The sequence below is a fragment of the Streptomyces sp. NPDC055287 genome (assembly GCF_053646035.1).
In genome coordinates, this window is the sequence record NZ_JBSHNE010000064.1 from 1 (window position 1) to 21,659 (window position 21,659).

20 protein-coding genes are annotated in these 21,659 nt (G+C 70.1%); 12 read left to right on the top strand and 8 right to left on the bottom strand.

Annotated elements, in window-relative coordinates; genetic code table 11:
- From ACWIHY_RS37550 to ACWIHY_RS37560, 3 genes are all read left to right on the top strand, one after another.
- The coding region (locus ACWIHY_RS37550; RefSeq protein WP_454381081.1) for a hypothetical protein at window positions 1–193 on the top strand (193 nt) is incomplete at its 5' end.
- Between the two features lie 102 nt (window positions 194–295).
- Complete coding sequence (locus tag ACWIHY_RS37555; protein WP_454381083.1) at window positions 296–979, top strand: GGDEF domain-containing protein; 684 nt, start codon at window positions 296–298, stop codon at window positions 977–979.
- 96 nt (window positions 980–1,075) lie between these two features.
- Complete coding sequence (locus tag ACWIHY_RS37560; protein WP_454381084.1) at window positions 1,076–1,444, top strand: hypothetical protein; 369 nt, start codon at window positions 1,076–1,078, stop codon at window positions 1,442–1,444.
- Between the two features lie 1,045 nt (window positions 1,445–2,489).
- Here the strand turns inward: ACWIHY_RS37560 and ACWIHY_RS37565 are convergent.
- The 4 genes from ACWIHY_RS37565 to ACWIHY_RS37580 form a co-directional block, all read right to left on the bottom strand.
- Window positions 2,490–2,735, bottom strand: a complete 246-nt coding sequence (locus ACWIHY_RS37565) for a hypothetical protein (RefSeq protein WP_454381086.1) — start codon at window positions 2,733–2,735, stop codon at window positions 2,490–2,492.
- A 182-nt stretch (window positions 2,736–2,917) separates the two neighbouring features.
- Entirely contained in the window at window positions 2,918–3,562 is a 645-nt protein-coding gene (locus ACWIHY_RS37570; RefSeq protein WP_454381088.1) for a dihydrofolate reductase family protein, read from the bottom strand.
- Between the two features lie 95 nt (window positions 3,563–3,657).
- A complete protein-coding gene (gene glpK, locus ACWIHY_RS37575) occupies window positions 3,658–5,178 on the bottom strand; it encodes a glycerol kinase GlpK (RefSeq protein ID WP_454381090.1) in 1,521 nt (506 codons plus the stop codon).
- A 46-nt stretch (window positions 5,179–5,224) separates the two neighbouring features.
- Window positions 5,225–5,992 carry an IclR family transcriptional regulator gene (locus tag ACWIHY_RS37580; protein WP_454381092.1) on the bottom strand — a complete coding sequence of 256 codons (768 nt, stop codon included), beginning with the start codon at window positions 5,990–5,992 and terminating at the stop codon, window positions 5,225–5,227.
- A 171-nt stretch (window positions 5,993–6,163) separates the two neighbouring features.
- On the opposite strand from ACWIHY_RS37580, the gene ACWIHY_RS37585 reads away from it, so the two are divergent.
- Both ACWIHY_RS37585 and ACWIHY_RS37590 read left to right on the top strand, forming a co-directional pair.
- The gene (locus ACWIHY_RS37585) at window positions 6,164–6,610 is read left to right on the top strand and encodes an ATP-binding protein (RefSeq protein WP_454381093.1); all 447 of its coding nucleotides are present in this window, start codon (window positions 6,164–6,166) and stop codon (window positions 6,608–6,610) included.
- Between the two features lie 41 nt (window positions 6,611–6,651).
- Entirely contained in the window at window positions 6,652–7,068 is a 417-nt protein-coding gene (locus tag ACWIHY_RS37590) for a hypothetical protein (RefSeq protein ID WP_454381095.1), read from the top strand.
- Window positions 7,069–7,226: 158 nt separating this feature from the next.
- Here ACWIHY_RS37590 and ACWIHY_RS37595 read toward each other — a convergent pair whose 3' ends face one another.
- Window positions 7,227–7,511, bottom strand: a complete 285-nt coding sequence (locus ACWIHY_RS37595) for a hypothetical protein (protein WP_454381096.1) — start codon at window positions 7,509–7,511, stop codon at window positions 7,227–7,229.
- A gap of 171 nt (window positions 7,512–7,682) precedes the next feature.
- Window positions 7,683–7,874 (bottom strand): hypothetical protein, encoded by a 192-nt coding sequence (locus ACWIHY_RS37600; RefSeq protein WP_454381110.1) that lies wholly within the window; start codon window positions 7,872–7,874, stop codon window positions 7,683–7,685.
- Window positions 7,875–8,717: 843 nt separating this feature from the next.
- Here ACWIHY_RS37600 and ACWIHY_RS37605 point away from each other — a divergent pair.
- The 3 genes from ACWIHY_RS37605 to ACWIHY_RS37615 all read left to right on the top strand — a co-directional run bounded on the left by ACWIHY_RS37605 (window position 8,718) and on the right by ACWIHY_RS37615 (window position 15,147).
- The gene (locus tag ACWIHY_RS37605) at window positions 8,718–10,958 is read left to right on the top strand and encodes a plasmid pRiA4b ORF-3 family protein (protein WP_454381098.1); all 2,241 of its coding nucleotides are present in this window, start codon (window positions 8,718–8,720) and stop codon (window positions 10,956–10,958) included.
- Between the two features lie 128 nt (window positions 10,959–11,086).
- The gene (locus ACWIHY_RS37610; RefSeq protein WP_454381111.1) at window positions 11,087–13,906 is read left to right on the top strand and encodes an SNF2-related protein; all 2,820 of its coding nucleotides are present in this window, start codon (window positions 11,087–11,089) and stop codon (window positions 13,904–13,906) included.
- On the top strand, window positions 13,903–15,147 hold the full coding sequence (locus tag ACWIHY_RS37615) for an SWIM zinc finger family protein (protein WP_454381099.1): 1,245 nt from the start codon (window positions 13,903–13,905) through the stop codon (window positions 15,145–15,147). Before ACWIHY_RS37610 ends, ACWIHY_RS37615 begins: the two co-directional genes overlap by 4 nt.
- A 643-nt stretch (window positions 15,148–15,790) precedes the next feature.
- Here ACWIHY_RS37615 and ACWIHY_RS37620 read toward each other — a convergent pair.
- Window positions 15,791–16,081, bottom strand: coding sequence for a hypothetical protein (locus tag ACWIHY_RS37620; RefSeq protein ID WP_454381101.1), 291 nt, complete (start codon window positions 16,079–16,081; stop codon window positions 15,791–15,793).
- Window positions 16,082–17,213: 1,132 nt separating this feature from the next.
- Between ACWIHY_RS37620 and ACWIHY_RS37625 the strand changes: the two genes are divergently transcribed.
- On the top strand, window positions 17,214–18,059 hold the full coding sequence (locus ACWIHY_RS37625; protein WP_454381103.1) for an IS630 family transposase: 846 nt from the start codon (window positions 17,214–17,216) through the stop codon (window positions 18,057–18,059).
- A 534-nt stretch (window positions 18,060–18,593) separates the two neighbouring features.
- Window positions 18,594–19,079: an RNA-guided endonuclease InsQ/TnpB family protein gene (locus tag ACWIHY_RS37630; protein WP_454381104.1), complete on the top strand. Its 486-nt coding sequence runs from the start codon at window positions 18,594–18,596 to the stop codon at window positions 19,077–19,079.
- Between the two features lie 100 nt (window positions 19,080–19,179).
- Here ACWIHY_RS37630 and ACWIHY_RS37635 read toward each other — a convergent pair whose 3' ends face one another.
- The gene (locus ACWIHY_RS37635; RefSeq protein WP_454381106.1) at window positions 19,180–19,323 is read right to left on the bottom strand and encodes a hypothetical protein; all 144 of its coding nucleotides are present in this window, start codon (window positions 19,321–19,323) and stop codon (window positions 19,180–19,182) included.
- Between the two features lie 1,000 nt (window positions 19,324–20,323).
- On the opposite strand from ACWIHY_RS37635, the gene ACWIHY_RS37640 reads away from it, so the two are divergent.
- Both ACWIHY_RS37640 and ACWIHY_RS37645 read left to right on the top strand, forming a co-directional pair.
- On the top strand, window positions 20,324–20,569 hold the full coding sequence (locus tag ACWIHY_RS37640) for a hypothetical protein (RefSeq protein ID WP_454381107.1): 246 nt from the start codon (window positions 20,324–20,326) through the stop codon (window positions 20,567–20,569).
- Between the two features lie 36 nt (window positions 20,570–20,605).
- Entirely contained in the window at window positions 20,606–21,268 is a 663-nt protein-coding gene (locus ACWIHY_RS37645; RefSeq protein WP_454381109.1) for a hypothetical protein, read from the top strand.
- Window positions 21,269–21,659 lie beyond the last annotated feature (391 nt).

Genomic DNA, 21,659 nt, shown 5'->3' on the forward strand with positions numbered 1-21,659 from the left:
AGCCACACCGACCGCCCCAACGATCCGCACCACCACACCGGGAAAGTGGAACCCGGCGCCCACCCGACGCGACAACCGGGCCGCCAACCTGCCCCTACCGACCTCGCTCGACAGCTGCCTGGAGTGGCACGACGGCACCCCGGCCGTCCAGTTACATCGCTCCCCGCCGCCACGTCATCAGCTGACTGCCTGAACTCGCACAGCGCAATGCCCGGAACAGCCGTCTTCCGTTGCCCACGTACGCCGGCTGCTCCGGGCTTCCCATCCCGTAGCAAGTACGAGAGGAAGCCCCAGTATGACCAGCCCTGCCTTACCGAGGAAGACCCTCCACCTCACCGCGGCGGCCGTGCCGCTGGCCGGATGGACCGCCCACACCGTCGTCCTCCACCGGCGCCTGGCCGCCGCCCAGCGCGATCTGCTGACCGGCACCCTGCGCCGCGAGCCCTTCCTCGCACGTGCGCAGCGAATCCTCGAGCGACACCCGCACGACGCGGCCCTGATCCTTGCGGACGCCGACCACTTCAAGACCCTCAATGACGCCTTCGGTCACGCCGCCGGCGATACCGCCCTCGCCGCGATCGGCGCCCGGCTCACCGAATGGGCCGGCAAGCGGGGAACGGTCGGCAGGCTCGGAGGCGACGAATTCGCCGCCCTCACCCGCATCCACCCCTTCCACCAGGCCCTGCGCCTGGAGCACCTCGCCCACCTGCTCGCCCAGCCGGTCACCTACGACGGCGAGCAGCTGCCCCTCGCGGTATCAGCCGGCTGCGCGACCCCTGACACGGTCGGCTCGCACGACCTGGCCGTGCTGATGCGCGCGGCCGATGCGGCCATGTACGAGGGCAAGCAGAAGGGAGTCGTCGTTCAGGCGCGCCCCCACCACGCCCAGACGCGCAGCGTCAACGGCCGCCGCGAAGGACGCCCTGGTACCCACGCCCGCCCGACCACTGCCGCAGCATGGCCCCGCCCGCACGCCTGAGCACAGCAATGCCCCGGGGCAGGCTGTTCCGTCACCAGCAGATTGCCAGCCAGCCACCCCGGGGCACCCACAGCCTGCCCGAGTAAGGACACCAACATGCAATCGCCCTCCCTTCCCCTCGATCTCCTCATCGGCCCTCAGCGCGCCGCCCAGTTCATCGGCACCCTGGTCCGCGAGTTCATCGCCGACGACCTACTCCCGGAACCTGTCGCCTTCCGGCTGGTCTGCGAAGGCGTCCTCGACGGCGACCCGTTCCTGCTCGCCGACCCGGGCCAGGCGTGGGTCCTGCGCCCCGAGACCACCGACCCCGCCCCGGCACTGCTCCTCATCATCCGCCGGGCCACCGACCAGCTGGCCGTCGAAGACGAACACGGGCAACGCCACCAGATCCCGCTGTGCGCGCTGGCCACCTACCAGCTCGATCAGTGGTGTTGGGCCCGGCCCGAGAAGGAGCCCGCCTCGTGAACACCACCCTCCACACCACACAGCTCTCGTCCTGCCGTCAGTGCGCCGGCAGCCCGGCCGCCGTCCTGGGCTCGGTGTCAGCCTCGAACGTCAACTCCAAGGAGGTGGCGCGGTGAGCGTCATCGGACAAGCATCGACCACGGCAGCATGCGCGGTACCGCCAGCACACTAACCACAGGTCCGCGCAACCAAAGCCTGCGGCTGCCTGACAGCGGTCCGAGAGGCGCGCAGCGCGCCAGAAGCCCGTCCAGCAGCGGGGCCAGAAGCAGAAGGAATGGGCTGGCGGCCAGTACGTCATCAGCGGCACCGGCTCCCGCCCCGGACGCCCGATCCTCCCGCCCGGCGTATGCCCCACCGAAGACTGCGGTCAGGAAGTCGCCGGACGCACGATCAGCACCGCGGATAGGTCCGCATCCACGTCCAGGGATCCACGATGCCGCCACGCAGCTTCTGCTCCGACTCCTGCGCCTCGGTCGGAATCGCGCTGGCCGAGCTGCGCATGGGGGCATCCGCCAGCTGGCAACCGCCCGCAGATGACAACCGCCCGTGCATAGGAGACGGATGGACCGCTTCTTCCCATTCCGGCCCGCCGCGACTCCGGCCGGGCCGGTGTCCGGGCCCCACAGAGCAGCAAGAAAGGACCTCCATGGACGGCACGCCTGCGCTCGATACGCCCAGGACCGCGTTCAAGCGGCTGCTCTGTCACGCAGCTTCGTATCGCCAGCAAGCTCTCAGTGATGCAGCACGGAAGGCAATGGAGCAGGGAGTGGCCGCAGCAGCTGCGGCCGCTAGGAGCACCCGCTCCGCCTACCCGGCATCCCTGGCTCTTGTCCTGAACGAGGACGCATGGACGGGTTATCCGCCGGTTTTGGACGGTGAGGGCAGCATCGAAGCAGCCGCCGTCGCCTACCTGGGGGACGGGGTCTGGGTCCATCACGCCCTGCAAACTGGTGCCGACGGTCCTTGCGATGTCCTGACTCTGTGCGTGCCCTGTCCATGCGGGGGTGGATATCGCAAATCCCATCCCATCAGCAATGAGGAAGAATTACTGGGCGCTTTGGCCGACCTGGGCGAAGCGGCCCTGCCGCCGTGTCGGTTGCGCACTCGGTGCCGCAGCATCCCCCGCTCGGCGGTTACCCCCCTCGGCGGCCCGGGCCGCGCTGCTGTCCGGCCCGACCGGCACGACGACGAACGGCAAGGTGACCGGGAACTCGTTCGCGACGTACTTGAAGTGGTTGCTCACCTCGACGCCGCCGGCGGCCCTCCAACGCAGGAAGTGCAGATCGTCCATTTTACCGACCGCAGGAGCTCGTGAACGGGCTCTGAACTGCGACGATTCATAGATTACATGTCCGTGACGGTGGGGTGGGCTCGTTGTTGTAGCTCGTCTGGATGGTCTCGTAGGACGGGCCCGTCCACCGGGACGGTGAACGGGCCGTGTCCGAGGCAGACATCCCCGAGTAGGCCCTCGTGTTACTTGCGCCAGAACAGGTGGTGCGTCACACCGCTCGGGCTGGGCACGACCTCGAGGTAGAACCGGTCGAGCAGCTCATCGGGTGACTCCCAGAGTCGTAGTCCGGACCCGAGCTTCACCGGGGAGACCGCCACGTGCATGGTGTCGACGAGGTCGGCGTCAAGGAACTGCCGGATGGTGGTAACCCCGCCGCCGAGTCGGACGTCCTTGCCCTGCGCCGCCTCCCGTGCCTGATCGAGGACCGTGGCCGGGTCGCCGTCGACGAAGTGGAACGTGGTGTCGGAGAGCGTGAGCGAAGGACGCTTGTGGTGGGTCAGGACGAATACCGGGGTGCGGAACGGGGGCTCGTCCCCCCACCAGCCGCGCCAGTCATGGTTGGGCCAGGGCCCGCGCTGGGGCCCGAACTTGTTGCGGCCCATGATCTCGGCGCCGATGTTGCGCGAGTAGTCCCGCGTGAAGTAGTCGTCGAGGCCCCGGCTCCCCCCGGGGTCGGTGCGCATGGGCCAGCTCGCCGTGGCGCCGGCCCAGGCGAACAGCCTCTCGGGCTCGACATGACCGAACGGCCTCTCCATGGTCTGGTCCTCCCCGGCACCGATTCCGTCACTCGAGACGCTGAAGTTCTGGACTCTCAGTAGCTGAGCCACGTGTTCCTCCCGTGTTGTCGACAACGGTGGTGAGACTCTCCTGGCCAGAAAAACTCATCGCTGCGTCCGTGACCGGCCAGAAACTAGGCTACCTACTAGGGGCCGTTCGGCCGTCTGATCCAGCCCAAGGACCGTTCGACGGCCCGTTGCCAGTTTTCGTACTCCGACGCCCGTCGCGTGGGGTCCATGTCCGGCAGCCATTGGGCCGCCCGGTGCCAGTTGCCGCGCAGCACTTCCAGGTCCGCCCAGTAGCCGGCGGCCAGCCCGGCGGCGTAGGCGGCGCCCAGGGAGACGGTCTCGGCCGCCATGGGCCGCACCACCGGCACGTCGAGGACGTCGGCCAGGATCTGCATGAGGAGGTTGTCGGACGTCATACCACCGTCGACCTTCAGCTCTCTCAGGGTGAGCGAGGAGTCGGCGTTCATGGCGTCGACGACCTCCTTCGTCTGCCAGCCGGTGGATTCCAGCGCCGCCCTGGCCAGGTGCCCCTTGGTGATGTACGAGGTCAGGCCGACGATGACGCCGCGTGCGTCGCTGCGCCAGCGGGGTGCGAAGAGACCGGAGAACGCCGGGACGATGTAGCAGCCGCCGTTGTCCTCGACGGTCCGCGCAAGGGTCTCGATGCCCGGTGCGCTGTTGATGAGTTCCAGCCGGTCGCGGAACCACTGGACCAGGGCGCCGGTGACGGCGATCGGGCCTTCCAGCGCGTAGACCGCGGGCTGCTCGTCGATCTTGTAGGCGACGGTGGTGAGCAGTCCATTGCTGGACCGGACGACGTCGGTGCCGGTGTTGAGCAGCAGGAAGCTGCCGGTTCCGTAGGTGCACTTCGCCTCGCCCGGGGAGAAGCAGGTCTGCCCGAAGAGCGCGGCCTGCTGATCGCCGAGCGCGGCCGTGATGGGCCTGCCGGGGAGCACCGAGCGGTCCTCGCCGTACCACTCCGCCGAGGACCGGATCTCGGGCAGGATCGCGTGCGGAATCCCGAAGAACCCCAGCAGTTCCTCGTCCCATTCGAGCGTGCCCATGTTCATGAGCATCGTGCGGCTGGCGTTGGTCACGTCGGTGATGTGGCGGCCTCCCGCCGTCCCCCCGGTGAGGTTCCAGATCAGCCAGGACTCCATCGTGCCGAACAGGACGTCGCCGTTCGCGGCCCGCTGTGCCAGACCGGGCACGTGGTCGAAGAGCCAGCGGATCCGTGGTGCGGAGAAGTAGGTCGAGGGCGCCAGGCCGCAGCGTTCCAGGAAGAACGCGTCGCCCGGGTCGCTGCGCAGGTCTTCGACGAGCGGGGCGGTGCGGGTGTCCTGCCAGACGATCGCCCTGTTCAGCGGGGTGCCGGTCCGCCGGTCCCAGAGGACGGTCGTCTCGCGCTGGTTCGCGATGCCCAGGGCCGAGACGGCCTCGGCGGCGACGCCGTCGCCCGCGCCGGACAGGGCCTCGGGCACGATGCGTCGCAGATTGCGCCAGATCTCCAGGGCGTCGTGCTCGACCCAGCCGGGCTTCGGGAAGAACTGCTGGTGCTCGCGCTGGGCCACGGACACCAATCGCCCGCGGTGGTCGAACAGGATGCACCGGGTGGAGGTGGTGCCCTGGTCGATGGACATCACATACCGTTCGACCATGATCCGGACCGCCTTCCGATGCGTGGAGATGCGCTGCGCGAGGGACCTACCAGCGGGCGGCCCCCAGGTTTCGTGAGATCGCCCGGGCGGCCTCACGGAGCAGGGTGAGCAGCTTGAGTTCCGGCCGGCCCCTGACGTCGCAGATCCGCTCGACCGGGCCGGACAGGCCGATGGCGCCCACCGCGAGGCCGCCGTGCCCCCTGATGGGCGCGGCGACGCCGGCTTCCCCCATGCTCATCTCCTGTACTTCGGCGCCCCAGCCGTTCTCCCGGATCTCGGCGAGGGCGTGGGTCAGCTCGTCCGCGTGGGCCAGAGTGTGCCGGGTGTACGCCTCCAGCCCGGCGTCGACCGCCGAATCGAGGTTCGCGGTGCCGAACGCCAGCAGCACCTTTCCGAGCGAGGAGGCGTGCAGGGGCAGCAGTGCGCCCACGTCCAGGGTCTGGAGGGTGTCGTCCGGCCGGAAGACGTGGTGGATGACGAGCACTCTGCCTTCCAGGGGAGTGCCGAGGCGGACCGCTTCACCGCTGCGGGCGGCCAGGGCGTCGGCCCAGTTGATCGAGCGCGATCGCAGTTCGTTCACATCGAGGTAGCTGGTGCCGAGGTGCAGGAGGGCCGCCCCGAGCTGGTACTTCCCGGTCGCCGCGTCCTGCTCGACGAAATCCACGTGCTGGAGGGTGCGCAGAATGCCGTGGGTCGTCCCCTTCGCCAGCCCCAGCGAGGCGGCCACTTCCCCGAGCCCGAGCCGACGGGGGCCCGCGGCGAGCAGGCGGAGAATTGCCGCCGCCCGTTCGATGGACTGGACGGGACCGGCCATACCGCGATTCTAGATCCGCCTTCCCCGTCCCACATCGGCCATGACACGGTGGTTTCTCCCGATCTCGACTTGCGTTCGGTAATGCCGACCAACGTTTATTGACCGGTTTCTTATCACTTCATAGCGTGCGTGACGTCGGCACCCGTCGGCACCGTTCGCCAAGGAGGGCAGATGGCCGCCCAGCTCAACATCGTCGATCCCAAGGCAGTCGATCGCCTCGGCCCCGACGCTGTCGATCATGTCTGCCCCCTGCCCCACGCCCCGGGGGCCGTGCCCGCCGTCCGCGGGCGGGTCCGCAACATACTCGCCGAGTGGGGCCTGTCTCCCGACGCCATCATGGACGCACTCGTGGTGGTCTCGGAGCTCCTGACCAACGCACTGGTCCACGCCCTGCCACCGGCGACTCTGCGGTTGTCGTGGGTCCGCGTCGACGGACATGGGGCCCTGCGCGTGGAAGTGACCGACGCGGGACCCGTCCTCGCCGGTGACGGATGGGGAGCCCCGGACCCGGACGAGCACGGCCGCGGCATCGACATCGTCACCGCGTTGGCTACCCGCTGCGGCATACGCGTTGGCACCGAGGGGATCACACGCTGGGCCGACCTCCCTGCGGCCTAGTACTCCAGGCAGAAAATCGTTGCCTGAGCTGGTCGGTAACGTTGTTCCAGGCATGGTCCGTCGAGGAAACCTCCGCGACTGCCCCGGCCACCGCCCGCCGCAAGGCCCGCAAAGCACCCACCGACGCAAAGCGGAAGGCACCGACGGCCACGGCCAAGGAACAGAAGCGCCGCCCCGCGGAGAAGGCAACCCAGCCCAAGAGCATGAAGACCAAGCCCGCGAAGAAGACGGCACCTGCCGCACCGGCCAAGGAGAGCGGGGGGCTGACCGAACAGATCGTGGCAGTCCTCGCCAAGTCCGGCCAAAGCCCCGTTCGCGCCCGCGATGTCGCCCAAGCACTGGGACGCGACGAAACGACCAGCAGCATCAATGCCGTACGCAGCACACTCGACCGCCTCATCGCCACCTCCAGGGCGCAACGCGCCGGCCGCGGCCTCTACCAGGCACCCGCAAACTGACCACCCCCATCAGTCCGTGGACAGGAGAAAGCGCTCAGTGCGGGCCAGGATCAGGGTCGTCGTGGTCGGATCCGTAGACCCGGCGGCCAGGCATGCTCGTCCATCCGGGCAGCATCCCAGCCACTGCTGACACCGGGCATGGCCGACGGTGGACGGTGTCATCGGCAAGTGGAACGAGCGAAGGTCGCCAGCGAGGTCCGCAAGCGCCCCAGCGCCGAGAGGGCGACCGCGATCCTCTGCCACTGCCCGCCCGACAGGTCCGTGCCGCCCCAGTTGGAGCTCGCGACCAGGGTGTCGAGCCCGTACGGCACCTTCGCAATGACGCTGTCCCCGCCGGCCGCCCGCGCGGCGTCCAGCAGCAGGGCATCGTCCTGGATGCGGGGCTGGCCGAGGTGGATGTTCGCACGCAGGTCCATGGGCCAGCGCGTGTAGTCCTGCGGCACCAGCCCGACCGCAGGGGCGCAGCGGCGAATGTGGCCGCAGGAATCCGAGGCGTGGATCCAGGCGCTCGGTGCGCAAGGGCGCCTCCCACTGCCCCCACCGACAGACGAACGCCTGCGCTGCCGGTCGCCGTTCGACCGGCGAGGCGGACGTTGCCATGGCGGCAGTGGGGGTCAGTCGTCCGAGCCGCCGCGAGAGCCCGCGTTCTTGCTCGTACGGCCCGCCCAGGACACCAGCTCGGCCGCCGCCAGTGTCACGGCAGCCACCGCGCGCACCCAACTGGGGCCGCCCCGCGCCGCCCACACCACACAGACACATCCTCCGGCAGCGAGCGCCAGGACCCCCGACAGGACCAGCACAGCCATGCTCATTTCCCCCACCTCACCTCTCGCGTTCCGCGCATCCTCTCATCGCGCCGAACGACCGCCCCTGACGGCCCGTGTTGTTCGTCGCCCCCCGGCCGGTCACACGCTCGCGTCGCGGTGGGTCGGTTCGCCGTCGAGAACGGTGAGCAGCACCGGGAGGTCCGGCAGGTTTGCAGCAGTCCTCTGACTGGGCGTTCTGCCGCGCCTGCCGGTGGGTTGTCTGGATTTGTGCCGCGCGCCGCGCGTGCGGGCTGGCGATCTTGTGCTCATCGAGCCCCTGGGGCCTGCCGAGAATGCGGCCAAAAACTGCGGGAGGACGCGCCTCGGCGTTGCACCGGTAGGCGACAGCCCCCGCCCAGCGGGGCCTTCGCTGCGCCTACCCCCGACTAGGCGACCACCCCTCCGCGTTGGTATTCTCATCTCCCTATTTGAACGCGTTCAAATAGGGAGTCAGGCTATGCCTCAGCCGACCACGCCCGACCGAACTGACATGCCCGCGGTCGCCCCAGGCCCCACCACCCACGACCGATCAGCCAGCCCACCGGGTCCGCGATCGGCCTGCCCAGCCGCACCTGGTCCTCCAGGTGCCGGGCGAGCCGGTCGGCAAGGACCTGCGGGGCGTCAGCATGACCGACGAACCCGGCTACCTGGGCCAGTTCGGTGCGGGTGGCGGCCTCCACCAAGCGGCGGGCGGGCGGGCGAGGCAACGCAACATCCACTGCGGGCGGCGTGGGGACCGTGTATACCGGAAGGACGGTGACGCCACAACCGGGTTTGAACCGGGCACACCGACAGCGCCATGATGGAGCCGTTCGGGTGGCCTCGGTGCGGTGGGAGCAGCAGATGCGGCGAGACGGGAAGTCGGCCCCGTCCGATCTCCAGCTGAAGATCGTGCTGCACGGCACGAGACCGCCCCTGTGGCGGCGCGTCGTGCTGCCGTCCGACACCTCCCTCGGGACGCTGCACGACGCCATCCAGATCGCCTTCGGATGGCACGGTGGCCATCTGCACCTCTTCACCGACGAGTTCGGCCGGGGGTACGGCGATTCGGCCCGACTCACCGACATCGATCTCGGCTTCGGCCGCGGGGTCGGCGACGAGGACGCCAACGCGCTCGGCGACGTACTGGCCGAGGAGGGAGCACGGCTGCGCTACGTCTACGACTTCGGCGACGACTGGGAGCACGGAATCACGCTGGAGAAGACACTGCCGCGCCCGGTCGGCGCGGAGCGGACGGTGCGCTGCGTCGGCGGGCGTCGCGCCGTTGTACCGGCCGATGACATCGGCGGCGTGTGGGGGCTGGCCGAGGTGCTGGAGTTCCTCGACACCCCGGACGGGGCCGGGGATGGCCCGTACGGTGAGCTTGTCGCCGAGCTGCGGGCGGCCGGTTACGACCCGGCGGCCTTCGACCGGGACGGGATCACGGCGCGGCTGGCCCAGTTGACGCCGGACGCGGTGTCCGGAAAAGCGAAGCCGCCGGCCGGTGATCGGGCCGGGCGCGGCGGTGTCCGTCGGCTGACCGCCGAGGACGTGGCGTTGTGTAACTGCGGGCAGTGCCGGGTGGGCGATCCGGTCGATGCCGGAGTCGACGGACCGGCCGAGGATGTGCCTGTGCTGCGCCCGGTGACCCTGGCGCCGCAGGAGGACCTTGTCGCTGCCGTGCGGGGTGTTCCGCTCTTCGACGCGGCGCTGCGGCTCGCCGCTTGGTGCCGCGAGGGACGGCAGGTCACCGCCGGCCGGGTACTGCGGCCCGCGCTCGCCCGTGAGGCCGTCGAGGAACTCCAGCTGTGGAAGCTGGCCGGCGATGACTCGCCGTACGCCGATGCCGTCGCGCGGGCTCGTGCGTTGGAATCGCTGCGCAGCGCCAAGGACGTGGCCGTACTCGACGATCCGTGGTGGCTCGCCGTGGACGGCGGAATGATCACGATCAGCGGGGGCCGCGCGTGGGGCGGCGCGGCGACCGACTTCGCCGGCGGGGACCTTCTGGAGTTCTGGGCCGCCACGCTGGGCGATCTGCTGGAGGAGATCGGCGAGTCGGGGGTGCTGGACGGGCGGCACGGTGAGCTGGGCGAGTTGACGGCCGAGATCGCCGACGGACTGGTCGGCCTGCTGTACGACGCCCCGGACGACGCCTGGGTGGACGTCGACGACCTGCGCGCGAAGGCCCGTGAGGCGGGCGAGAACGGGCCGGAGTTCGATCTCTTCCAGGCGCTGTTCGCGGCGTCCTTCCGGGAACTGGGGGAAGGGCTCGCCCTGCTGGGCGCGGTGAAGTACGAGCCCGGTGACGGCGACGATTCGGCCGAGGAGACTCTGCACACACTCCTGAACGCCATGGGCGGACAGAAGCCGGGCGGTTCAGGAACCTTGCCGTCGGCGTCGGACCGGTCGCGGGACGGCAGGCGCGGGGACCGCATGCGGCTCACCCCGCTCGGTCGCTACGGGCTCCGCGCCTACCTGATGGAGTGTGGTGTGCCCGCGCCCCTGCTCGGTGAGTACGCCGAAGCGGACGCCGGCGCTCTGCTCCAGGGGCTCCTGGGCTACTCCCCCGAGGAGATGCGCCGGGAGGTCGAAGGGTGGCTGGAACACCGCTCCGCGGCGGATGCCGCGGTAGGGCTGCTCGACGCATGCGTGGGAGCCGGCCCCGAAGCAGCGGCGAAGCGCGCCGTGGCCCAACTGGTGCTGGCCGACCTCGACGACCCCCGGGCACTGCGTGTGCTGCGCAAGGCAGCGGACTCCGACGTCGATGGGTGCCGACAGGTGGCCACCGCGACCCTGGGCGCGCGCCTTGGGGCAGAAGCACCCGTGGACCCGGCGCGGGCGGAGGAGGCCGGATTGTGGCTGCTCATCGACGGGCTGTCGATCCTGGCCGGTGCGGGGGAGAGCGAGGACCTGACCCGGGGCTTCCTGGAGAACTGGAACACGGCGCCGGAGGCGCTCGAACAACGGGTGGACGAGCTGTGGCGAGTGGAGCACCCAGCCACCGCCCAAGTGCTCGCCGAAGTGAGTGAGGGCCTGCGCGGCGTCGACAAGCGGCTGGCCAAACGCATGCGTACCGCGGCGAACAAGGCCCACTCCCGCCGGTGACAGCAGGGCCGGAACCTGCTGGTGCACGAAGACGCGGTGAAGACCGCCTGGACGACGGTGAGGCGAAAGAAAGCGTGGCACGAGTCCTCGTACGGGAGCAGGGCACGGGCACGGGGAGCGTGCCGCCATTGGCCACACCGGAATCGGCTGCCTGGGCGCGGAGTCTGCTCAACGACGGCTGGGCGGCGGTGTTCCTGCCCGGCGAGCCTGCCCGCCTCGGCCGGTTGCTGCTGTGGCAGCCCGCCGGGGCAGCCGCCGCTGAGAGCATGGCACCCGCGGGCGTCGAGACGGAGGCGGTGGAGCTGGTGCTGCCGCACGGCCGCTCGGTCAGACGGCGTAAGGCGGAGGGTTACGCGCTGCCCGTCGCCCTCGCTGTTGCCGCGCTGTCCGGGGCACAGCCGCCTCACCCCTCCGCCGTCGCCTGGCAGGCAGCCGCCCGCTTCGCGCTCCGGCTGCTCGCCGATGGTCGTCTCCACCCGGCCCTCACCTCCGCCGGCTACGACACCTGGCAGGCGGGCCCCTTCACCGCCGCACAGCGGCAGACGCTGGACGCCTTCGCCGCCGCACTCCCGCCCCACGCCCACTGCCTGCCGGAGCCGGGTCCGGCCCCGCTGCGGATCGCCGAACCGGGCGCGCTGGTACGTCAGTTCTGCGACGCGGTCGCCGACGAATTGGTCCGCACGCCTGCCGCACCACTCGCGATGGGAGCGCTGCCGTACGCCTGGCGCGAGACGCGTGCCGTGCCCGCCCTGCGCGAGTGGGCCGAGGAGACCGCCGCCGCGTTCACCGCCGGCATCAGGGTCTCGCTACGCGTCGACGTACCCGAAGGACGGCGCCGGCAGTTCCAGGCCGTCCTGCAGCTGCACACCGCGGCGGATCCGGCCCTCGTCGTGGAAGCCGCACGGCTGTGGAACGAGCCGGCCGAGACCGAGCGCCTGCTCGGCCCGCGCGCCGAAACCGAGACTCTACTTGCGCTGCGCCGCGGCGCCCGCCTCTGGCCACCGCTCGACCGGCTGCTGAAGGACGCCGCTCCGGACCAGCTGCGGCTGACCGACGACGAGGCGTTCGACCTGCTGGGCGACGCCACCGACACGCTGCGCGCCGCCGGTATCGACGTGCACTGGCCGCGCGAGCTGGTCAAGGCACTCACCGCCACCGCGGAGATCGGGCAACGCACCGCGCCCGGCTCCAGCGCAGGCGGCCTCCTCGACGCCGACGCCCTCCTCGACTTCCGCTGGCAGCTCTCGCTCGGCGGCGAACCGCTCACCGAGGCCGAGATGGACGCCCTCGCCGAGGCACGCCGCCCCCTGATCCGGCTGCGCGACCAGTGGGTGGTCGCCGACCCAAAGCTGGTGGCCCGCGCCAGGCGCCGCCGGATGGAACCGCTCACCCCCATGGAGGCACTCAGCGCCGCGCTGACCGGCGAGGTGGAGCGGGACGGGGAAACTCTTCGCTGCGCGGCGGCCGGAGCGCTCGGCGACCTCGTCGCCCGTATCCGCGACCCCGAATCCCGAACCCCCGCCGCCCAGCCCGCCGCTCTGAAGGCCACGCTGCGCGACTACCAGAAGCGGGGTCTTGCCTGGCTGGCCGAGATGTGCGAGCTCGGTCTCGGTGGCTGCCTCGCCGACGACATGGGCCTGGGCAAGACCATCACCTTGCTCGCTCTGCACCTGCACCGCCAGACCGATCCCACCACCGCGGGCCCCACGCTCGTCGTCTGCCCCGCCTCGCTGCTCGGCAACTGGCAGCGCGAGGCGGCCCGGTTCGCGCCGGCCACGCCGGTGCGCCGCTACCACGGCGGCGACCGCCACCTGAAGGACCTGGCCGGGAACGAGATCGTTCTGGCCACCTACGGTGTCCTGCGCCGCGACCGGGAGGCCCTCGCCGAGAACGCCTGGTCGCTGATCGCCGCCGACGAGGCCCAGCACGTCAAGAACCCCTACGCCGTCACCGCCCGTGCGCTGCGTGCCCTGCCCACCCGCGCACGCGTCGCCCTCACCGGCACCCCCGTGGAGAACAACCTCTCCGAACTGTGGGCACTCCTCGACTGGACCACCCCCGGGCTCCTCGGCCCGCTCCCCGCCTTCCGTGACCGGCACGCCCGCGCGATCGAGTCGGGCGAAGACCCCGAGGCCGCCGCACGGCTGTCCCGCCTGGTCCGCCCGTTCCTGCTCCGCCGCAGGAAGTCCGACCCGGGCATCGCACCCGAACTGCCCGCCAAGACCGAGACCGACCGAGTCGTCCCGCTGACGGCTGAACAGGCGAGCCTGTACGAGGCGGTGGTCCGCGAGACCATGGCGAAGATCTCGGAAGCCGAGGGCATCGCCCGACGCGGCCTGGTACTGAAACTGCTCACCGCCCTGAAGCAGATCTGCAATCACCCGGCTCAGTACCTGCGACAGTCCAATCCGCTGCGCGGGCGGTCCGGCAAGCTCGACCTGCTCGACGAACTGGTTGACACCATCACCGCCGAAGGCGAGTCGGTGCTGGTCTTCACCCAGTACAAGCAGATGGCGACCCTGCTGGAGAAGCACCTCGCGGAACGAGGCGTCCCCACTCTCTTCCTGCACGGCGGCACCCCCGTCACCGCGCGCGAGGAGATGGTGGATCGCTTCCAGCGCGGCGAGGTGCCGGTGTTCCTGCTCTCCCTGAAGGCCGCGGGCACCGGCCTCAACCTCACCCGAGCCACCCACGTCGTGCACTATGACCGCTGGTGGAACCCGGCGGTCGAGGATCAGGCCACCGACCGTGCCTACCGCATCGGCCAGGACAAGCCCGTACAGGTCCACAAACTCCTCGCCGAGGGCACCGTGGAGGACAAGGTGGCGAAGCTTCTCGAATCCAAGCGCGCGCTCGCCGACGCCGTGGTCGGCTCCGGTGAGGCCGCTCTGACCGAACTGTCCGACGACGATCTCGCCGAACTCGTCGCCCTGGGGAGGCAGTCATGAGCCCCTCGCTCCCCGGCCCGCGCCGCGCGCCCGCCCGCGGCAGGCGTGCCTTCGCCGCGACCTGGTGGGGCCAGGCGTGGGTGACGGCCCTGGAAGACTCCACCCTGGACTCGGGGCGCCTGTCCCGCGGACGCACCTACGCCCGCCAGGGCAGGGTCGGCCCCGTCACCATCGCCCCAGGCCAGGTCAGAGCCGCCGTCCAAGGCAGCAGGCCCCGCCCCTACCGCTCCGCCGTCCACCTGCCCGTCCTCACCGATACCCAGTGGGCCACCCTCCTCGACACCATCGCGGCCCGAGCCGGGCATCTCGCCGCCCTCCTCGACGGCGAGATGCCCGCCGAACTCGTGGACGATGCCCGACACGCCGATGTCCCCCTGCTCCCGCGGCCCACCGAACTCGACCCCGAATGCTCCTGCCCCGACTGGGGCTACCCGTGCAAACACGCCGCCGCGCTCTGCTACGCCATCGCCTCCACCATCGACGCCGACCCCTTCGTAGTGTTCGCCCTGCGCGGCCGCGGACGGGAGGAGGTCCTCGCCCAACTGCGCACACACCGCACGGCCGCCCAGGCGACCTCCACCCCACCGGCCCCAGCCGGCCTCCCGGCCGCTGGCGCCTACACAGCCTGGGCCGCCCCGGCCGAACACACTCCGCCCCTTCCTGAACTCCCCGGACCGGCCCCCCACACCGCCGCACTGCCCGCCGCCCCGCCACTCGGCACCGGTCTGTCGGCCACGGACCTCGAACGCCTCATGGCGGACACCGCCGCACGCGCCGCACGGCTGCTCACGGGCGACACCACCAGCCTGCACCTGTCCCAGCATGAGGACGCGGCACGGATCGCCGCCGGCAACTGCGGCCCCGAGTGGTTCCACCACCTCATCCAGAACACGGGTGCCAAACCAACCGCGTTCGCTCGCCTCACCCGCGCCTGGCGGTATGGCGGCCCAACCGGCATCACCGTCGCCGAACACCCCCACGCCCCCGACCCGACGGCGATGACAGCCGCCCGCACCGCCCTGACCGAGGCCCTCACCGAAATGACCACCACCCCGATCGCCCTCAGGGCCTGGCGCAACCGCCTCACCCTCACCGACCACCTCATCCAGTTGCGCCTGGGCCCCGACACCCGCTGGTACCCCTACCTCCAGGATGACGACGGCGACTGGTGGCCAGCAGCGCCGGCCGACGCCGACCCCGTCACGGCACTCACCTCCGTTTGGCAGCAGACCGAGAAGTGACACGTACGACAAACCCGTGAACCGCCTCCTCAACCCACGAGTTCACGTCTCCCAACTCCGTCACCCGGTTCCGTTCGCCGAGGGGCGATGCACAGCCATCCGTCAACTTGACCCGGCCCTGAAGGGACCGGGTCAAGTTGACGAGCATTTTCTCCACCCGTCCCCGCAGCCACGCCAGGGACTTCCGCTCGCCCAGCGCGCCGAGCTTGGACACGTTCAGCTTCGCCCGGCCGCGTCCACGGTCCGGCCAGCTGGAGCGCAGCTGGGCGCCGTTGTTGGGCCGGGCGAAGTTGGCCAGTGCCGTGGCAAAGCTCAGGACGGCCGGGACGAGGGCGAGGGCGAGAAGCGGGAGCCGCAGGGGCGACAGCGCGCGCCAGCCTGGCCACTTCGTTCGCCGGCTCTTCTGGTGCGCGCATGCCCGGGCCAGTTGTTTACGGACTCGACGGGTTCCGCGTCGTCATCTTGGTTTCACTGCCTGACAACGTTCGCACAGCGGCGGGAGGATGGCGGCGCGGGGGCACTGTCGTGGAATCGGTACGAAAAGACCGCGAGGGAGTGTCCGGCGGACCATGACCGTATCTGCGCCGGGTCTCCGTCCGGTGCTGGTGATCGGCCCCTGATGATCCGCCGGACACGCACTACCTTAGAAGGCGCTGTTGTTGCAGCCCATGGTCGAACCGATGTGGGTGTCCTGTGCGCCCGGGTTGCCCTCGCCGTTGAGCGCGTTGCCCAGCAGGCCGTTGAGCAGCCCGACCTGGCCGAGGATGTCGAGGTTCAGGTCGTGCGACTTACAGTTGGTGCTCTGCTTGATGTTGACGTGGTCGCCACCCTTGGCGTGGCCGTAATCGCCGTCGGCGTGGGCAGTGCCGGCACCCATGAGTCCGACGCCGGCGATGGCGGCGACCAGGACGGCAGCCTTGCGAAGCTTGTACATGTCATCTCCGGTGGAGTGAGGCGGGTTTGCGATCTGCGATCGATCGACTTCTTACAGTTATGGGAGGTTAGGACGTAATGCCCCAAAACACCCTGCGACGCGCGGATCGCGTGACCTTGTTGCGGAAGCATCCTGAAGCCGCATCGTTGCGAGCGGGCCCTTCCGCGAGGCGATCCTCGAAGGGCCCGTGCTGGGGGTCAATGTCCGGCCGTACTGCGGCCCTGGCGTTCGCTCGCGATGGCGTTCGACTGACTGTTGGCCTGGGTACAGTTGATGCCCCAGGTCTCGGCGCCGGCGAGTAGGGCAACCGGGGCCCATTAGAGTAAAAGCGCGCGTCGCGAGCCGATACGCACCCGCCGCTCTGCGCATCGCAGTCCATTCTGCTTGTCAACGGCGGCAGTGCCGGCCCTGGTGCTGTCTGAGCACGCAGATGGCTGAGTCAAGAGGTCAAGACGAAAGCGACCAGGGCCGCAATGACTTCTTGATCGGACTCCCCCAATGTGCTGATCACTGAAGCCCCGTGATCGCGAACGGAAAAGGTGGGCAGTGTCAGCAACTCGCGTCGGGAATCAACGTCGGTGAACGGTCCGGCCGATAGATCCCGACGCACCTTCCAGTCGATGGTTAAAGCGGCCTTGTCGTAACCGGCGGCGGCCTTGGCCTGGGGCGACTGGTCCAGCAGGGCCGGGGTGATCGTGGTGATGCCCTGGACACGGGCGGATGTGATCAGTTCGGCCGACTGGTTGCCGGCATCGAGGTAGTGTTCGCCCGCGCCGACTGCCCCGGGCTGCCCGGCCCGCGCACAGTTCTACCCCCCGACGATCCGCATGGTGATCGTGTGCGCCTCTCCGGGAGCCCCGATTGCGCGCAACGAAGACCTATTGATCCAAAACGGTTTGGGTTCTGGGTCGTTGGAGTGGTGTGAGCGAGCTGGTGGGGGACGCGCGGCATCTGTCGCCGGCGGCGCAGGAGGCCCTGCGGGCGGTGGCTGCGTTGGTGGCGGGGCGGGACCGTGAGGACGTGGCGGCGGTGTTCGGGGTGTCGCTGAAAGCGGTCGACAAGTGGTGGGCGAGGTGGCAGGGCCGGCGGACGGGGTGCGCTGGTGATGCGGCCTCGCGGCAAGCCTGTCGGGGTGCATCAGGTGCTGTGCGAGGCCGAGCAGGCCGCGGTGCGGCAGGCGGTCCTCGATCACCGGCCCTGTGAGGTGGGTCTGGGCGGGCAGTTGTGGACGCGGCGGCTGGTGGGCGAGCTGATCGCGAAGCTGTACCGGGTGAAGCTGACCGAGCCTGGCGTGGGTAAGTACCTGAAACGCTGGGGGCTGTCCTTCCAGCGCCCGGACAAGCGGGCCGTCGAGCAGGCTCCCGAGGCCGTCGCGCGCTGGCACGCCGAGACCTGGCCGCAGATCCGCGCGAAGGCGAAGGCCGAGGGCGGCGAGATCCTCTTCGCCGACCAGGTCGGCATCCGTTCCGACCAGGTCACCGGCCGCACCTGGGGCGAGAAGGGCAAGACCCCGATCGTGCGGCGGAGCGGGAACCGGTTCTCGGTGAACGCCATGTCCGCGATCAGCGCCAAGGGCCGGATGCACTTCATGGTCTTCACCGAGACCTTCACCGCCGAGGTGATGTGCCGCTTCCTGGACCGACTCGCCGGCCACTTCGACCACAAGATCCACCTCGTGGTCGACGGACACTCCGCCCACCGCTCGAAGAAGGTCCGGGACTGGCTCGCCGCCCACCCCGACGGCGTCGAGCTGCACTTCCTGCCGCCGTACTCGCCCGAGCTGAATCCCGACGAGCTGGTCAACGCCGACCTCAAGCACAGCCTGCCCAAGCAGCACCGGGCCCGCGACCAGGCCGAACTCGCCGCCGAGACCCGCAGGTTCTTCCGCAGACGCCAACGTCAACCGCACATCGTCCGCGGCTACTTCGGCGGCCCGCACGTCCGCTACGTCCTGGACGAGAACCCGATGAGTTTCTGATCAATATCAGGCATTCGCCGAAATCCGGCACAGCGGGCTTTATGGGTCCATGCAGTGGTCCCGTTATCGCGATCGTGAACGGCGCCCGTAGGCGCTGCGGTGGCACCGATCTCGCCCTGATCACCCTTCGCCCCACGCTCCCCGCGGGGGCCTGCCCAGGGATCGGACGGGGACCTCAGCGCGGTACGGCAGGTCGGGCGCGCTCCTGTCGCAGCTCCTTGGCCGGGTCGCCGTACCCAGTGAGTGCGACGCCCTGGCGTGAGGTGCGGTGCCGTATCCACCCGGGCCGCATGGGCGGTACGCGGTGCGGGGCGGGGCGGCGGCCCCCGCGGGCCCGCGGGGGCCGCCCGCGCCCGTGCTGTGCGGTGCCGCGTGGGCCCGGGCGGCCACTGCGCGCTCACGCACCCGCTCAAACAACAGACCCCTGCCGGCGTGCCGGGGGTCTCTGATCGAAACCCTCGAGAGGGTCCCGATGCAGGCCCGGGGGCCTGCCGGTGAAGTGGGCGCGGACGGTTTCAACCGCCGCCATCTGCTTTGTCAGTTCGGCCAGGGTCGCTTCCGACCGCCGCCTGCCGTCACGACGGCCGGACAGAGGAGGAAGCCCGGCACACCGCCAACGTCAACCACATCGTCTCCAAGCGCATCGTCACCACCGCTGAACGCACCGGCTCCGGTATCGCCCTGGAAGACCTGACGGGCATCCGCAGCCGGGTACGGCTCCGCAAGGACCAGCGGACCTCTTTGCACTCGTGGAGCTTTCACCAGCTCGGCGCCTTCGTGGAATACAAGGCGCGCAGGGCTGGGGTGCCGCTGGTGTACGTCGATCCGGCGTACACCAGCCAGCAATGCTCCGAGTGCGGCCACATCGACCGGAAAAACCGTGTCGATCAAGCGACGTTCGCCTGCCGGTGCTGCGGGGCCCTCATGCACCCGGACGACAACGCGTCCCACAACATCGCCCGCAAGGGCAAGACCGTGTGGACTGAGGGGCGTGAGTCACGCGTCCCAGCCACCCCATAGCGGGTGTCTGGACGGAGGAGCCAACCCAGCAGCCGGTTGGGCGCTACCTCCAAGCCCGGCCCTTCAGGGCCGGGTCAAGTTGACCCGTAGGTATGGCCGGTCAGGCCGAGTGCGACGCCGGTGACGAAGTCGCCCAGCGGGCCAGCAGATCGCCGCCGCTCGCCGGGGCGTTCCAGGCCCATTCGGCCATCGCGGTGATCGCGTCGCCCAGGTTGAGGGGATCGCGGCCGTCGCGTCGCGCCACCGCCCTCGGCGGCGACGCTGTCTGCGAGTGGGCTGGTCGCCGCGCTTCTTCGGCGCCTCCATCGCGCGCAGGGCAATGCGGGCCAGGTCCACGCCGGTCGGCTGCAACTGACCGTGGTCAGCTGTCGAAAAGGCCCGAGCTCGCTGGTGGCCCACCCAGGGTTCCGTGGCGGGAATCCGGTCAGCGTTCTTTTTTGGGAGCCGTGCCAGGCGGCGCTTCGCTTGCGAGCAGGACGCGCCGGGGTGAACCTGCCTTTCCTTCGGGGCTAATCGGTCGATATCCCCGATGATGGGGACCGTCCGGACAACGGATCTAGCGACGCGGGGAGTACGCACATGGCGGTGGAGGCCGGTACGCAGGAGGATCGCGTCGTGGGCCGGTTGTGGACGGTGCGCCTGGACCCCTACGGTCGCCCCTCCGCCGGCACGGTCCGACTCTCCTGCTCCCGCCCGGCCTGCGCCGACCTGCACTTGCCCAGTACCGCTGCGGGACGCAGGGCAGCGGTCAGACACGTCAATACGCACCTGGCCCACATCGGCGCGGGCGGCGGTCCGCGCAGCGGGGCGTGGTGTGGGTGCCGCGCCGCCGACTGTGCGTGGCACACCCAAAAGCGGTCGGTGCGGTGCGGGGGCCCGGTGGTCCTGGCGGTGTACGCGGACCGCGCCGGGCGGCTGTGGCGGATCGCGGAGCTGTGCGCGCGCTGCGCGGCCGCCGTCCCTGACTGCCTTGTGCTGGACACTGCTGCGCCCCCACTCCGCCCTGCCCGGGACGGGGCCGGGGCGGGCCAAGAATCGGCGGGGCACCTGGGGGCAGAGCGACAGTCAGCAGGCGGCACGGGCACGGGTGGTGCGGCCGTTTTTTCCGACCACGCCTCCTCCCCCACCCTCCCATTGGCCGACACTTCCATTTCCCCGCCCGCCGGGCCGGCTCCGGTGCCCCCGCCCGCGCCGCCACGACGCCGCGACGGCTGAAGCGGTGGGGGAAAATCGCGCAGCGGACCGTGCCTCACAGCCTTGAGCCCGACGTGCTCCGTGTGGAACTCATCGAGCTCGGCGCCGCGTTCCGCGCCTATCAACAGAGCACCGAACCCGACCTCGCCCTCCTCGCCCAACTCCACGAGCGAAAGGCGCGCGCATTCGCCCTGTGGGCCGACGTCACCGGCGACGCCTCCTTGCGCCACGAGGCGAAACGTGCCGAGAGTGCCGCACAGATCACCCGCGACATGCACGCCAACCGTTTCGGATAACCAGTCGGCGAGGCTGTGAGCGCGGACGAGCCAGTAATGGAACGGCTGCTGACCCGCAGCCAGGCCCCGCACGCCCGTGCCGTGCTGGACGTCCAAGCTCACGCCCCGCACCCCAGGGCCGAGGTGCGCCTGGCGGTGCTCCTCCTCACGCTGCGGGCCGCGCGCGCCGGCACCGGAAACATCACCGGACAAGACCTCACCAGCTGGCTGCTCGACGACGCCGAGCAGGCACTGGAACAGCTGGTCACAGCCGACTGGCTGCGCCTGCCCGGCAGCATCGCGGAGACCCTGGCTTCCCGGCCCGAAAATTTCACCACGTTCACCGTCCCCCCACTGCTGCCCGAGCAGCCCCGCCCGTTCACCTTTGGCACGTCCACCCGCTCCAGGATCTCCGGATGGGCTCAGAAAACGGTCGGGGAACGAAAGATCCACAAGAGGAAACTGAGCGCCACAACACGACTCCTCGCCCTCTATACCGCCGCCCACACCCGCCCCGACGGCCGACTCGGACGCGCTGAGGACAACGGACTCCGACTGGACGAAGTCGCCGCGTTCTGCACCCTGGCACCCGAGGAAGTCGCCGAACACGCCGGGCTGCTGATCCCCGCCGACTGGCTCACCGAAGCCGACACCACCACCCAGGGAAGACTGCGCGGACAGCTCACGGAGCGGGTCCTACCGCTCGGAGGGCTGCTGTAACGGGGCCCGCCATGCTCCAACTAGCGGGCGCTGCGCGACTTTGCGGATAGATCCCTTCTCGTGCTTGACCAGGAACCGCACCTGGGCTCCGGCGGACTTCCGGGTCGGACGGGTGAACGCGTTGGAACCGCTGGCGGACGCTGGTCACCGCGCGGCGCGAGTATCTGCGCAACGCGCGCTGAGAACGCAGTCGGCGGCCGTTTCTAGTGGAAACGGCCGCCGTTCGTGCGAGGTGCGCCGGCGTCTGCATTCGACGCGATCAGGTGGGATTGAGCGAGCGGGGTGATGCCCGTTCACGCGTACAGCTCGGGCTCAAGTGACAGAACCGTGAGCGGCTCCCCCGCCTTGACCGCCTGCCAGGCGATCGCCGCCACGTGAGCCACCGGCCAGT

What these genes read in the sequence shown, in the direction of transcription:
- ACWIHY_RS37615 (WP_454381099.1), top strand. Translation starts at nt 13,903, where the DNA reads ATGAGCCCCTCGCTCCCCGGCCCGCGCCGCGCGCCCGCCCGCGGCAGG.
- ACWIHY_RS37585 (WP_454381093.1), top strand. Translation starts at nt 6,164, where the DNA reads ATGGCCGCCCAGCTCAACATCGTCGATCCCAAGGCAGTCGATCGCCTC.
- ACWIHY_RS37560 (WP_454381084.1), top strand. Translation starts at nt 1,076, where the DNA reads ATGCAATCGCCCTCCCTTCCCCTCGATCTCCTCATCGGCCCTCAGCGC.
- glpK (WP_454381090.1), bottom strand. Translation starts at nt 5,178, where the DNA reads ATGGTCGAACGGTATGTGATGTCCATCGACCAGGGCACCACCTCCACC.
- ACWIHY_RS37580 (WP_454381092.1), bottom strand. Translation starts at nt 5,992, where the DNA reads ATGGCCGGTCCCGTCCAGTCCATCGAACGGGCGGCGGCAATTCTCCGC.
- ACWIHY_RS37565 (WP_454381086.1), bottom strand. Translation starts at nt 2,735, where the DNA reads ATGGACGATCTGCACTTCCTGCGTTGGAGGGCCGCCGGCGGCGTCGAG.
- ACWIHY_RS37620 (WP_454381101.1), bottom strand. Translation starts at nt 16,081, where the DNA reads ATGTACAAGCTTCGCAAGGCTGCCGTCCTGGTCGCCGCCATCGCCGGC.
- ACWIHY_RS37600 (WP_454381110.1), bottom strand. Translation starts at nt 7,874, where the DNA reads ATGGCTGTGCTGGTCCTGTCGGGGGTCCTGGCGCTCGCTGCCGGAGGA.
- ACWIHY_RS37555 (WP_454381083.1), top strand. Translation starts at nt 296, where the DNA reads ATGACCAGCCCTGCCTTACCGAGGAAGACCCTCCACCTCACCGCGGCG.
- ACWIHY_RS37645 (WP_454381109.1), top strand. Translation starts at nt 20,606, where the DNA reads ATGGAACGGCTGCTGACCCGCAGCCAGGCCCCGCACGCCCGTGCCGTG.
- ACWIHY_RS37605 (WP_454381098.1), top strand. Translation starts at nt 8,718, where the DNA reads ATGCGGCGAGACGGGAAGTCGGCCCCGTCCGATCTCCAGCTGAAGATC.